Genomic DNA, 12,088 nt, shown 5'->3' on the forward strand with positions numbered 1-12,088 from the left:
GGCCGCGCCGGCCACGGTCCGTTCCCGTCTGCCCCCACCTTGCCCGATCGAACGGCCCGATGCATATGTACGGGGATATCCAATGAACCCGTGCAATCCGGGGGTTCGCGGCGGCGCGAATCCAATCAGATCCGATGGTGATTGCTGACGGGGTTTGACGACAGATAGGGTCCGATCCTCCGTACGGAAGGGGCCCCTCGGTGGCGAACCTGGTCTACAAGCGGGTCTCGACCGACCAGCAGTCCACCGCCCGGCAGAACCTCGTCCTTCACGAAGCCGGGATCGAGAACCCGGTCGTCTTCGAGGAACCGCCGGGTACCTCCAGCCGCCTCCACCCCCTCCAGCGCCCGAAGTTCGGCGAACTGCTGACGTACGCGCGGCCGGGCGACACCGTGCACATCTCCGAGATGTTCCGCCTGGTGCGCGGCACCGGCCACATCCTCGACGTGCTCGACGTCCTCCACCAGGGCCGCCTCGCCCTGCGCATCCACGACGGCGCATTCTCCGCCATGGACCTCACCGCCCGCCACCCGCGCACCGGCGAACTGTTGTCCACCGTGAAGTTCATGGTGCAGACCCTCGCCGCCGCCGGCGAACTCCAGCGCGACCTCCAGCGCGAGCTGACCTACGACGGTCTGCGCGCCGCCGAGGCCAAGGGCAACAAGGGTGGACGACGCCCCGCCGTACAGGCCGACCAGACCGGCGCCGTCCGCGCCGCGTACCTGGAGGGCCACTCCATCTCCGCCCTCGCCCGCGACCACAGAGTCAGCCGCGGCGCGATCCGAACCGCCGTCGCCGACCTCCTGCCCGACCACGCCACCATCGAGGCGGACGCCCCAACCCCGGAGTTGCCGGTCCTCCTCGACATGCCGGGCAAGGTTGCAGACTTCCTGCGCTCGGGCGACCTGGAGCCTGCCGAGCGGGCCGCGCTCGACCTGGGGGTGGTCGTACGGCGCGGCCAGGGCTACACCCTGCGCGTCAGCGCCGTCCCCGCCGTACACCGTCAGCTCCTCGCCCGCTGCCAACCGCTCGACGGCGGCCAAGGCCTTCCCGCAGTGCCGGCCCAGCGCAAAGCCCGCCGCGAGTACGAGAACAGGGTCAGCGCGCTCGCGCCCTGACCATGATCGTTCTCGCCGATAACCGCTGTACCGATGCTCCCCGAGGCCGCAGTAGCGGCCGCTGCCGAAGTGGTCGTCACCAGCACGGCACCCCGCCCGCCGGGGTGCCGGCCGACCGGCCGTGGTGAACACCACCGTCCGGCGCGCGGGAGAATGAGGCAGGTGACCAGCACTCAGCCGCGCGGCCTGAACTCCCTCATCCCCACCGCCCGCACCCAGGCGACGCCCGGCGAGAAGGCCGCCGCCCAGCTGCTGCACCTGCGCTCGGCAACCGTCCCCGTGCCGGTCCTCGCCGCCGCCGCCGAGCTCATCGCACCACAACTGGAGGACACGGACCCTGCCACCCGCAAGGCCGCCGGCGCCGTCCACGCCCGCCTGCTCGCCGCGATCGAGGACGCCGCAGCCGGCCGGTAGCCGGCTGCCCTCCGACAGGGACCTTCACCGATCGCCAGATGGGTCGGACCGGGTGGGTGTGCGCGCCCGGCAGCTCGCCTGCGGGCCTGGGCCGGGCGCGACGCCGGTCAGCCGATCGGGACGACCCGCTCGGCCTGCGGCCCCTTGGGGCCCCAAGCTGTACCGGCCGAGCAATGTTGACGTGGTGGCGCACGAACGGGGAGAGGCGGGCGACATCCTGGTCGCGGACGTCAAAGCCGTCGGCGCGCAGGCGATCGAGGGCGGCGTCCATGTAGCGGGTGTTGAACAGCACCAGGGCGTCGAGGACCAGGCCGAGCGCGCCGATCTGGTCCTCCATGCCCTCCTGGTAGTGCTGGTAGAGCTGGCCAGCGCGGCCGTGGAAGATCTTGCGGGCGAGCGCGTGGCGGCCCTCCTGGAGGTTGGCCTGGGCCTTGATCTGGCGCCGGTAGGACGGTTCGTCGGCCAGGCGCAGGTTTCCTGCTGCCCGACATGCCCGGTGGCCTGCGGCCTCTGCGCGACCCGGACCGGGCCGAAGTGCCCCATGCGCCGCTCCGCCGTTGCCTTGCTCGCCGCAGCCCTGCTCGCATCCACGCCGGCCGCGACCGCCGCCCCCCGCGGCTACACCCCGGAGCAGCAGATCACCCTCGACGCCAGCGCCCCGGACGGCTCCGTGAACGGCATCGCCCGCCTGTACGTGACCGCGGCTTCCGCGTGAAGGGCTACGTCGAGGCGATCAAGGGGTGCGTCGAGCTCAAGCCGTCAACATGCACCTCGGGAGCTACCTCGGCGGCGACCAGATCACGAAGGCCTGCAAGTCCAACGTCGAGGAGCCGGTGAACGACTGGACCGGCCACACCGACATCGTGCTGTCGGCCATCGTGAACAACGGCCCGGACTGGGACTCCGCGATCGTGACCCTCACCGGCAAGTGACAGCAGCGGTCGGCCTCGGCACCGGGGCCGGGGTCGCCGGCCGTCCTCAGGTCACCGGGACAACCGCCGCGGCCGGGTTCGGGACCGACTGGTGGGCCTTGTCCACGCCCGCGGCGGACCTCCAGCCGACCACCAGGTCGGCGTCGTCCCGAACCGCCCGCAGGATCAGGTTCGGGTGGCCCGCCAGCAGCGACGGGAACTCCGTGACCAGCCCCGGTGCCTTCGCCGCCGGGCAGACTCCCAGCTCTGCCTGGCCGCCGCCGACGAGCCGGACCTCCAGGCGGACCTTCTCCTCCCGCAAGGGAGACATGTCCACCGCGACCACCTGGTCCGTGCGCACCACGCTCCGCCCCACCTGCAGCCAGCCGGCCACGTCGACCTCCACCGTCATCCGGCCCCGCTCCCCGGGCGGGGCGGCGTACCGTCCCATGGACAACGAGCACGGAACGGCGGAGTGACCGGTCATCAATGCCTCCAAAGGCTCCAATACATCTGACACCGCGTCGTCGTCACCCGCGCGATGCCCACGGCCCTAACCTGCTGCCATGACCGGACGAATCGGCAGGGGCGGCCGCAAGGGGCAGACCCACACCGCGACCCCCCGCCTCCGCTCGCACGACGTCCCGCCGGCCTCCGAGGTCACCGTGACCCGCCCCGACGGGACCACCGACACTGTCCCCGCGCAGAAGGCGAGAAACGCCTCCCGGCCCGCGCCGCGCCGCGGCCCCCTGGTCTGCGCGATCTGCGGACACCCGGCCAAGGAGACCCCGACGCTCTACAGCAACGCCCGACGCTCCCGCGGCAAGCCGGTCCACGGCGCGTGCGACCCGACAGCCACCGCGAAGCGCCCCAAGCAGCCGCCACAACCCCGGCAGCCGGCACCGCCGCCGCCGGTCCGCGGCCGCATCACCCCCGGAGCTGACCCCGCGACCGCGTGGATCGAGCTCTCCTGCACCCAGTGCGGCGCCGCCCCGGGACGGCTGTGCACCATGAGGTACAGCGACGGATCGAGCGCCGAGTCGAATGCGCCCCACCGCGAACGGGCCGCGGCCGCTCAGCGCGCAGCACGCCCCAGGTGAACCGCTCCAATACCTGCAACAGATCCAATACCTCCAATACACGCCGAACCCGGGTGTTGAGGAACAGGCAGAACGCCCGAGGGCGTGACACCTCATCGGTGTCACGCCCTCGGGCGTTGACCAGGCGCTCGCCGGTCTCAGCGCGGGGCCGGGGGGAGGTGCGCGACCGTACGCGCGGCCTGCCCCTGGGCACGGAAGCCGAGGCTGATGAGGACGACGCTCTCCCCCGCGGCGAGAGACGTCCGGCCGTGCGGCGTGAGCGCCCCGTCGAACACGACGCAGTCTCCGAGGGCGAGGTCGTATTCGAGGTAGCCGTTGGTGCCGATGAAGACGATGGTGCTCACGGTGGGGGCCCCGGCTGGTGGACCGTCTCCAACGGGACGTCGACCGGCACCATGCAGTGCGTCCCCTGGTGGACGACGATGCCAACCTGGGGCTCCTCGTACCCCTCCATCACCGCGACCCACCCGCCTTCCGCTTGATTTTCCGAACGCCCCAGGCGGCGAGAGCCGCAATACCAGCCGCTGCCAGACCACCGGCGCAGTCCGCCGCTGCAGAGAGGACGAAGCCGGTCACCGGGCACCGCCGTTCCGGGCCGGGGTCCACAAGCCGGTCGGCCCATGCGTGCGCTGGCCGTCTTGCCGACGCAGTTCCTGCACCGCGCGGCCGACCTTGCGGCGGACCTTCTCCCCGTCCTTCTCTGGCCAGGTGCTGCCGGCGAGCTCGGCGGCCTCGGCCCAGGTGGCAACGCCTCGGTGGCCGCGGGCGAGGACGACGGCCAGCTCGGCCGGGGCGAGCCGGTCCAGGACGGCGGCCAGGCGCCGGTCGCCAGGGACCCGATCGAGCAGCAGGTCGTCGGGCAGCTGCCGATCGGCGAGCAGGTCCCGCAGGGTCATGCCCTCGTTCACCGGCGTCTCCAGCAGGGTGACCCGCTTGTTGCCGTAGGTACGCCGCCGCCACAGAGGCACCAGCTGGAGATGGATCGCCCGGACCTCGCGGTGGAGCAGCCCGAATGCGGCCTCCATCTCGGCCTTGCCTCCGGGGGCGTCGAGGGGATCGGCCCAGCTACCGATCAAGGCCGTTGAGATGGCCTGCGTCCACCGGTCGCTGATCGGCAGGCCGAGGAAGGTATGGCCGAAGAACGGGGCGATGTCGCCCTGCCCTACAAGTACGCCGTTGCGGCCGAGCAGCGCGGCCATCACCGTGACCTCCGTGTTCCCGTCCGCAGCGAGGGGCGCGACTCTCCGGATGGCCTCTGCCACGCCGCCGTGCCAGCTCCACGTGGGCCCGATGGCCGACAACATGGCCCCGCTGTTGGACCGGTGGATGTCGAAAGTCGCGACCTCGGTCATCGTGCACCCCCGTTCCGGGCCGGGGTCCACAGCCCGGACGGGCCGTCGACGCGCTGCCCATCCCGCCGACGCAGTTCGCGGACCACGCGGTCGACCTTGCGGCGGACCCTCTCCCCGTCCTTCTCCGGCTGGGGGCTGCCGGCGTGCTCGGCGGCCTCGGGCCAGGTGATGATGCCGGGGTAGCCGAGGGCGAGGACGACGGCGCGCTCATCGGGGGCGAGTTGCTGCAGGACGGCGGCCAGTCGGCGGTCGCCGGGGACCTGATCGAGCAGCGGGTCGTCAGGCAGGTGCCGGTCCGCGAGGAGGTCCCGCAGCGTGCCGCCGCCGACCGACGGCTTCTCCAGTTGGAGCACCCGACGGTTGCCGTAGGTGCGCCGCTCCCACAGCGGCACCAGCTGGGTGTGGATCGTTCGGCCTTCCTTCCGGAGCTGGTCGAGTGCGGGAAGGCCCAGGCCGGTGCCGTCGTGGAGCGGCGTGATCCAGTCGCCGAGTAGCGCGGTGGAGACCGCTTCGGTCCACCGAGCGCTGCGCTTGAAGCGGAGAACCAGCCTGCCGAACAGCGCGAGGTCACCGTTGTCGGGCAGCGCCAGCGCGGCGTCGCGGGCGGCGACCGCGGCCCGGACCTGGTTGAACGGCTCGTCGGGCAGCTCGGGGTTGACGTAGGTCAGCCACTTGGTCAGCCCCCCGATCGCGAGGGTCTCCTGCATCTTGTACGTCTTCTTACCCTCGTCAGGGTGGTCGATGGTGAGCACCTCCTCGTCGTTCACCAGGTGGAAGCGGGCCGACGAGGGGTCGGCCCGACGGGCGAGAGTCGTGCCGCTCGGGCTGCTGACGTCGACGTACTGGTTGGTCATCGGGTGTCCTCCGTGGAACGTTGGTCACCCTCCGGGCGCGGGAGGCCGGGTAAGCGACAGAGAATCTCGCCCGGGCCAATGTGATCTGCGTCACTCTCCTGGTCGGTGCTGGTCGGCGGGCTGCGGCGGGTTACCCGCGGAGATCAGGAGCAGGCCGAGCCGGAGGGCGACGGCGGCGCACAGCGCGTCGGTGAAGTCGAGCTCGCCGCCGTCCCGGGCGGCGTCGGTGACCAGCTCCAACGCGGTGGCGGTGTCGTGGGCCAGGTCGGCGTGCCCGTCGCTGGGGGCGGCCAGCTGGAGGCCGAGCAGCTGCAGGTCGCCGAGCACGGCGTCCACCTGGTCGCGGGCGCCGGCCTTCACCAGGTGGGTGACCAGCTGGCCGACCGCCTGCTCGGGCAGTACTGCGTGCGGCAGCGCGGACGCCAGCGGGCCGCCCGGGCCGGTGCCGTCCGCCCCGGCGAGCCAGGACAGCACCGCGTCGGCGGTCAGCACCGTCAGTGGTCCGGTGCCGGTGGCCTCGGCGTACCCGGCCGCCTCCAGCCAGTTCGGCTCGCTGCTGCGGGGGAGCGGGTCGGTGGGCCGGACGCCGTCCGGCCGACCAGGCCGCCCGCCCCATCGCACGCTCACCGCGCCCGGCGGCGGCAGCATCCGGCCGACGCTGGAGCGCAGCCGCAGAGCCAGGGCCCAGACGGTCTCGACCGTGATCGTGCCGTCCGTGGTGACCCGCAGGACCACCCTGGTGCCCTCGGCGATGCCCGCGACCCGCTGGAGCGCGGCGGGGATCATCAGGCGCCCGCGCTGCCCGACCGTGCTTCGCGCCACGGCTTCGGTGTTGTTGTCCATTGCCGAATTCTAGGCTGCACAGTGACCCTTGGTGAGCATCAGTCCTTCATGCTCACCTTCTAGCGCTCCGGTCCACGGGTGTTGTGGCGTCGGATAAGCTGCCATATCCTACGCGACAGACCGGGACATGACGACCCGTCACCATCGGCCGCCGGAGCGAGGGGAGCGCACCGCGATGACGGACCGACAGAAGAACGAGACACAGACCGGGGACAGCACCGGTACTACGGCAGAGCTGTACGACGAGGTGCACTACCCGCCGGTCGAGAACGGCCTGGACTACATGGTCAGCGTGGTTGAGCACCTGCGGGGCGACAAGGTCGACCGGCGGAGCCTGAAGTACGCCGTGGTGCACCTGCAGGCCGCCGCCGAGTGCCTGCTCAAGTACCGACTGGAACAGGAGCACTGGAGCCTGGTCTTCAAGAACCCCGGCGAGGCCAAGCGCAGCGAGCTGGACGACGGCACCCTGAGCAGCTGCACCGTCGAGCAGACCCTCACCCGGCTGACCGACATCGCCGGGATCGACATCAGCGACAAGGAGAAGACCAGGCTCAAGCAGCTGGCCAAGCTCCGAAACCAGCTCCAGCACTACGGCCGGCCCCACGATGCCAAGGTCAACCGGTACGTGATCGAGGCCAACGCGGCGGAAGTCCTGGAGTTCCTTGTCCACTTCGTGGACAAGGAGGTGCTGCCCAACGCCGCCCCGCCGGACGGCGAGGTCGCCGAGAGCCTGCGGCTCATCCGCGAGGGCCTCGACGCGATCCGCGGCTACGTCACGGCGCGGATGCGCAGGCTCGCCCCCGAGCTGGAACCGGTGAAGCCCCGCACAGTGAAATGCCCGGACTGCGGCCAGTTCGCCCTGGTTCTCGGGGACGGGACCCGCTGCCGGTACTGCCACCACCGGCAGGAGCCCGACGATGCGGCGTTCGCCTACGCGGGGACGGTTCTCAGCACCGGCAGGGACTGGGCGGTCAACGGTGGACCGTCGCCGGTGCGATGGTGCCGGAAGTGCGATACCCGGGCCCTTGTCATTGACGCGGTCACCGCCGCCGACCCGGCCGACCCGGATGCCGAGATATTGATCTGCTTCAACTGCGGCGAGCAGTCCTCGGAGATTGACGAGTGCGGCTACTGCGGTGCGCTCTTCCCGCCGAGCCCCGGCCAGGATTCGTGCGACGTGTGCATGGGTGGAGGGAAGTGACCGGCAATGGAGAGGAGATACCGGGTGAGCACTGAGGAGACCGGGGCTGGGCCGACGCTGGAGGGCGAGATCCAGCCCACCGGCGCTTCCCCCACCATCGCGCTGCCCGGTCCGGCCCGGCCGGACCCGGTCACCGCCGCCGTGCTGGCGGCGCTCGACCAGGTCGCCGAGCAGCACCTCACTGACCACCGGCCGCACAAGACGAAGACCGGGTACGCCCGGGACTGGGCGCTGTGGATCGAGTACCTGGACTGGCTCGCCCCGCGGGCCGGCCACCGGCTGCCCGACACCGCGGTCACCACCGGCACCCTGGTCGGCTTCGTCATCTGGCTGGACGCCGAGAAGGCCGCGGCGATGTCCAGCATCGAGCGTCGGATCGCCGGAGTCACCGTCACCTGCCGCCGGGAGCACCGGGTCGAGGCCCCGAAGGCGGCCACCGCCGCGGCCCGGGAGAAGCTCAAGCAGCTGCGTAACGACCCCGAGCTCGGCGCGGCCCGCCGGGCCAGCGGCCGCGGCCAGGCCCCGGCGACCACCCCCGACCAGCTCCGGGCGATGAACACCGCGCCCCGGCTCATCCCCCGCGCCACCGGGTCACGGCGCCGCCGTCGCGAGTACCTGCAGCCGGAGCTGGCCCGGCTGCGCGACCGCGCGCTGAGCACCATGTCCTTCGCCATCGCCGGACGCGCCTCGCAGGTGAGCGCCCTGGACACCCTCGGCATCACCCTGGAGTCCCGCGGCCTGCGGGTGGTCGTCCCTCCGGTCAAGGGCGAGGAGGAGCGCACCGTGGTCGTCGGCTACGGCGAGCACGAGGACAGCTGCCCGGTCCGCTGCTAGCTCGCCTGGAAGCAGGCCGCCGACCTCGCCGACGGGCCGGCCTTCCGCGCGGTCGACCAGTGGGGCCACCTCGGCACCGCCCGGCTCACCCCGGACGGCTGCGGCCGGATCATCACCCGGCTCAGCGAACGCGCCCGGCTCGACGTCCGGCACACCGGCCACTCCCTGCGGGTCGGGCTGATCACCGCCGGGACCAAGGCCCGCAAGCCCGAGCACAAGCTCCGCCAGCAATCCGGCCATGCCGACGGCAGCCCGGTCTTCCACCGCTACGTCCGCGACGCCCAGGCCTGGGACGACGCCGCCACCGAGGGCATCGGCCTGTAGCTCGCCACCGCGGCCATGGCGTCCCGACGATCGCAGGTGACCTCGCGTTGTACCGGACGTTCGAGCTGCACGACACCGGGCTGCTGACGCTCGACCCAGCTGCTGGCGCGGCTGAGGGCGGAGACTGACTAGCGGCACCGGCCCCGAGCACGGCGAAGGTCTCGAACCCTGTGGGGAGCGAGACCTTCGCCGAGGTGTTTCCGCTCCCGTCCCCTTCCCGGAGGGCCAGTGCCGGGAGCCGAAAGACCTGCTCGCCATGCGAGCGGTAAGAAGCTCGGGTCGCTTCTCTTCCATCAGCGAGAACGACCAGGTCGCCCCCGCGTCACGGGCCAAGCTCACTTCCGAACGCCCAAATCCAAAAAGCCTCGATGTGATGTGAATCACATGCGCAAAATTCGCCGAAACCACCAAAGGTGCAGGTCAGGGGCGGTGTGGGTCGATGGGCGGGATGCCCAATCTCGGCATGCAACGTAGCGTTTTGCGGCTTTTGTCCATATCAATCGAGCAGAAATACATCTCGGCGCTCCGAAGGGCCTTGCGTGCATTTCGACTATTGCTACAATAGCTCTGGCAGTAGTGCCTGCCTGAGCCTATCGACCCCGCCCGTGCGGGGGTCGCAACGAGGCCAAGGGTCCCCGACTCGCACATTCTTCCTGTTGTCCTGACGCATCGTTGTGCGTTCTGTCAGGCGGGGAGCACGGGACCGCGTCAGAAGAGAGCTTCAGCGATGACTGACAGCAAGATGTTCAAGAAGGCCGTCCGCGAGCGGATGGCGAAGACGGGCGAGCCCTACACGCAGGCACGGCGGATCATCCTCGGTCAGGCCGAGCCGACCGCCCAGACCTTCGACGGAGGCAGGGCGACGGAGGCCGGCTTCGGCTTCGACCTGCCGGGGATTCAGGCGGCCATCGACGCCATGAACGGCGGCGTCTTCCGCCGGCTGGAGGAGAACCGCAAGGCCATGGAGATGGCGATGGACCCCCTCCGCCGCTGGCGGGAGAACCAGGCGGCGCTGGAGGCCGCGATGGACGCGCCGCTCCAGCGGTGGCGGGAGAACCAGAAGGCGCTGGAGACCGCCATGAACAGCGGCGCCCTCCGCCAGTGGGAGCAGACCCAGAAGGCCATCGACGCCATGAACAGCGCCGTCTTCCGCCGGTTGGAGGAGAACCGCAAGGCCATGGAGATGGCGATGGACCCCCTCCGTGGCTGGCGGGAAGCTCAGAAGGCCGTCGACGCCATGAACGGCGGCGTCTTCCGGCGGCTGCAGGAGACGTCGGAGATCATCGCTCGGTGGGGACGCGCCGCCTAGGACGAGCACCCGCACCTGAACGGTGCTGAGCGGCGAGGCGAGCTCCGGTGCGCGAATGCGTGCCGGAGGTCGCCTCGTCATTCGCCCGCCCGTACCGAGCGGCGGGCACTTTGGGGCAGGCCCGCTGGAGGTGAGCACCGTGGACAACGGCGTCAGCGTCACGGGCGCGGGCAGTGCCGCGCGGATCCGCCCCCGGTCGGGCGACCGCCGTCGCCGGGTGCGCGTGGTGCATGGAGGTCTGACGAGCCTTACGGCGCGCTCCGCGCTGGCTGTTCGTGCGCCGGGTGCGGCGCCGTAGACAAGCGAATGATCGGCTGGGGCAGGCGTGGGGGTGAACGAGGGAGACGTGAAGGGGAAGGCGTGGTCGCTCTACGAGGGTGGGCCGCCGGGCCGCGGGCGGCCCGGCTCGGCGCACTCCGCTCCGGGCTGCCGACCGCCGAGCACATCGGCGAGGGCCGGCCGTTCGCCGCCGTCGCGGACGACGAGATCGGTGGGGCACTGGAGCTGCTGTGGGGCAGCTCGGCGGTGAACACCTGGAACGCCCGCCGCGGCGCGGTGCTCTCCTGGACGAGCTGGTGCGCCGAGCGCGGCTACGACGGGCCGACGGTCCCGGCCTGGGCGAATCGGATGCCGCCGCCGGACTCCGACACCCCGGTGCGCTCGAAGATGGCGATCGACCGGCTGGTCGCCCGCCGGGACGTCCACCTGCGGGAGAAAACCCTGTGGCGGATGCTCTACGAGACGTGCGCCCGCTCCGAGGAGATCCTGGACGTCAACATCGAGGAGCTGGACCTGGCCGGGCGCCGCTGCCCGGTGAAGTCGAAGGGCACCAAGCCCAAGGTGCGCCGGCGCGGCGCGACCCGCGCCGACTACGTGCTGGAGACGGTGTTCTGGGACGCCGGAACCGCCCGGCTGCTGCCGCGCCTGCTGAGGGGCCGCACCCGCGGCCCGGTGTTCGTCACCCACCGGCGTCCCGGCTCCGGCAAGGTGCTCGCCGCCCGGGACGTCTGCCCGGACACCGGCCTGGCCCGCCTCTCCTACGGCCAGGCCCGCGCGCTGCTCGACCAGCACACCGCCCACGCCGGGCCGGGCACCGGCTGGGACCTGCACGAGTACCGGCACTCCTCCCTGACCCACCTCGGCGAGCAGGGCGCCTCCGAGCTGATGCTGATGGCCAAGTCCCGGCACAAGAAGGCGGAGAACGTCCGCCGCTACTTCAAGCCCTCGGCCCAGGCCATGGCGGACGTCACCAGCCTGCTGGCCCCCGGCGGCGCCCGACGCTGACCGCAGGCCAAGGCCCCGCCGGCGAGAGGGGAGGTGGCCGTCGGCGGACCCACTGTGGGGCAGCTCGGAGGTGTGCGCCCTCTGAACGCGCGCTGTGGCCTGGCGCTGTCCTGGGCGGACCGTGCGCCGACGGTGCCGACATCCGCGGCCAAGACATCGGCACCGCGCTCACCGCACCGTCGGCACTCGGCCGCCGCTTCTTCCAACTGCCCGGACGCCCAGCCCGCGCCCGAGTGCGGAACCGGAGGCCAGCGTTCAGCGGCCCGGTCCTCGGCCGGCGCGCCGGCGGGTGGTGCGCCGGGGCGATCTCACCCGGCTTCGCTCACGCTCACCGTGGCGGTCTCCTTCGCCGCAGCGGCCTCCTGCGCCGCCTGCCACTTCTTGAAGCCCTCCCGGGCAGGGACCCAGACTTCGGCCCTCTTCACCACGACGTCCTCAGGGGTGTTGGTCTTGGTGGACTTGCCGTAGTGCACGTGTACTTGCTGTGGCCTTCGGATCGGAGCAGGACCTGCAGCCGAGCGGACCGGCCCCCAGCTCCGGCTGA

The 12,088-nt window shown here is 71.6% G+C and carries 14 protein-coding genes and 1 pseudogene; 8 read left to right on the forward strand and 7 right to left on the reverse strand.

Annotated elements, in window-relative coordinates; translation table 11 throughout:
• The first annotated feature begins 200 nt into the window (after nt 1-200).
• Both AB0D08_RS30615 and AB0D08_RS30620 read left to right on the forward strand, forming a co-directional pair.
• Nucleotides 201-1,118 carry a recombinase family protein gene (locus tag AB0D08_RS30615; RefSeq protein WP_359893431.1) on the forward strand — a complete coding sequence of 306 codons (918 nt, stop codon included), beginning with the start codon at nt 201-203 and terminating at the stop codon, nt 1,116-1,118.
• A 162-nt stretch (nt 1,119-1,280) separates the two neighbouring features.
• Complete coding sequence (locus AB0D08_RS30620; protein ID WP_359893432.1) at nt 1,281-1,532, forward strand: hypothetical protein; 252 nt, start codon at nt 1,281-1,283, stop codon at nt 1,530-1,532.
• 172 nt (nt 1,533-1,704) lie between these two features.
• Here the strand turns inward: AB0D08_RS30620 and AB0D08_RS30625 are convergent.
• A pseudogene (locus AB0D08_RS30625) lies at nt 1,705-2,004 on the reverse strand (Tn3 family transposase); the annotation flags it as partial.
• Nucleotides 2,005-2,272: 268 nt separating this feature from the next.
• Here AB0D08_RS30625 and AB0D08_RS30630 point away from each other — a divergent pair.
• Complete coding sequence (locus tag AB0D08_RS30630) at nt 2,273-2,464, forward strand: hypothetical protein (protein WP_359893434.1); 192 nt, start codon at nt 2,273-2,275, stop codon at nt 2,462-2,464.
• Nucleotides 2,465-2,510: 46 nt separating this feature from the next.
• Here the strand turns inward: AB0D08_RS30630 and AB0D08_RS30635 are convergent, their stop codons facing one another.
• Nucleotides 2,511-2,930 carry a hypothetical protein gene (locus tag AB0D08_RS30635; protein ID WP_359893436.1) on the reverse strand — a complete coding sequence of 140 codons (420 nt, stop codon included), beginning with the start codon at nt 2,928-2,930 and terminating at the stop codon, nt 2,511-2,513.
• 79 nt (nt 2,931-3,009) lie between these two features.
• Here AB0D08_RS30635 and AB0D08_RS30640 point away from each other — a divergent pair, with 79 nt between their 5' ends.
• Nucleotides 3,010-3,543: a hypothetical protein gene (locus AB0D08_RS30640; RefSeq protein WP_359893438.1), complete on the forward strand. Its 534-nt coding sequence runs from the start codon at nt 3,010-3,012 to the stop codon at nt 3,541-3,543.
• 137 nt (nt 3,544-3,680) lie between these two features.
• On the opposite strand, the gene AB0D08_RS30645 is transcribed toward AB0D08_RS30640, so the two are convergent.
• From AB0D08_RS30645 to AB0D08_RS30660, 4 genes are all read right to left on the reverse strand, one after another.
• Entirely contained in the window at nt 3,681-3,887 is a 207-nt protein-coding gene (locus AB0D08_RS30645; protein WP_359893440.1) for a hypothetical protein, read from the reverse strand.
• A gap of 228 nt (nt 3,888-4,115) precedes the next feature.
• Entirely contained in the window at nt 4,116-4,805 is a 690-nt protein-coding gene (locus tag AB0D08_RS30650) for a hypothetical protein (protein WP_359893442.1), read from the reverse strand.
• 86 nt (nt 4,806-4,891) lie between these two features.
• Nucleotides 4,892-5,749 carry a hypothetical protein gene (locus AB0D08_RS30655; RefSeq protein WP_359893444.1) on the reverse strand — a complete coding sequence of 286 codons (858 nt, stop codon included), beginning with the start codon at nt 5,747-5,749 and terminating at the stop codon, nt 4,892-4,894.
• Between the two features lie 90 nt (nt 5,750-5,839).
• Nucleotides 5,840-6,592: an AbrB/MazE/SpoVT family DNA-binding domain-containing protein gene (locus tag AB0D08_RS30660; protein ID WP_359893445.1), complete on the reverse strand. Its 753-nt coding sequence runs from the start codon at nt 6,590-6,592 to the stop codon at nt 5,840-5,842.
• A 175-nt stretch (nt 6,593-6,767) separates the two neighbouring features.
• On the opposite strand from AB0D08_RS30660, the gene AB0D08_RS30665 reads away from it, so the two are divergent.
• From AB0D08_RS30665 to AB0D08_RS30680, 4 genes are all read left to right on the forward strand, one after another.
• The gene (locus AB0D08_RS30665) at nt 6,768-7,793 is read left to right on the forward strand and encodes a hypothetical protein (protein ID WP_359893447.1); all 1,026 of its coding nucleotides are present in this window, start codon (nt 6,768-6,770) and stop codon (nt 7,791-7,793) included.
• 24 nt (nt 7,794-7,817) lie between these two features.
• Nucleotides 7,818-8,627 carry a hypothetical protein gene (locus AB0D08_RS30670; RefSeq protein ID WP_359893449.1) on the forward strand — a complete coding sequence of 270 codons (810 nt, stop codon included), beginning with the start codon at nt 7,818-7,820 and terminating at the stop codon, nt 8,625-8,627.
• A gap of 1,051 nt (nt 8,628-9,678) precedes the next feature.
• Nucleotides 9,679-10,260: a hypothetical protein gene (locus AB0D08_RS30675; RefSeq protein WP_359893450.1), complete on the forward strand. Its 582-nt coding sequence runs from the start codon at nt 9,679-9,681 to the stop codon at nt 10,258-10,260.
• A gap of 360 nt (nt 10,261-10,620) precedes the next feature.
• Entirely contained in the window at nt 10,621-11,544 is a 924-nt protein-coding gene (locus AB0D08_RS30680; RefSeq protein WP_359893452.1) for a site-specific integrase, read from the forward strand.
• Nucleotides 11,545-11,852: 308 nt separating this feature from the next.
• On the opposite strand, the gene AB0D08_RS30685 is transcribed toward AB0D08_RS30680, so the two are convergent.
• The gene (locus AB0D08_RS30685) at nt 11,853-12,017 is read right to left on the reverse strand and encodes a hypothetical protein (protein WP_359893453.1); all 165 of its coding nucleotides are present in this window, start codon (nt 12,015-12,017) and stop codon (nt 11,853-11,855) included.
• Nucleotides 12,018-12,088 lie beyond the last annotated feature (71 nt).

It is taken from the genome of Kitasatospora sp. NPDC048540, from assembly GCF_040651175.1.
Classification (GTDB): Bacteria; Actinomycetota; Actinomycetes; order Streptomycetales; family Streptomycetaceae; genus Kitasatospora.

Bases quoted from the DNA above. Each gene is read 5' to 3' on its own strand.
- AB0D08_RS30640 (WP_359893438.1), top strand. From the start codon at position 3,010: ATGACCGGACGAATCGGCAGGGGCGGCCGCAAGGGGCAGACCCACACC.
- AB0D08_RS30635 (WP_359893436.1), bottom strand. From the start codon at position 2,930: ATGACCGGTCACTCCGCCGTTCCGTGCTCGTTGTCCATGGGACGGTAC.
- AB0D08_RS30655 (WP_359893444.1), bottom strand. From the start codon at position 5,749: ATGACCAACCAGTACGTCGACGTCAGCAGCCCGAGCGGCACGACTCTC.
- AB0D08_RS30675 (WP_359893450.1), top strand. From the start codon at position 9,679: ATGACTGACAGCAAGATGTTCAAGAAGGCCGTCCGCGAGCGGATGGCG.
- AB0D08_RS30665 (WP_359893447.1), top strand. From the start codon at position 6,768: ATGACGGACCGACAGAAGAACGAGACACAGACCGGGGACAGCACCGGT.
- AB0D08_RS30660 (WP_359893445.1), bottom strand. From the start codon at position 6,592: ATGGACAACAACACCGAAGCCGTGGCGCGAAGCACGGTCGGGCAGCGC.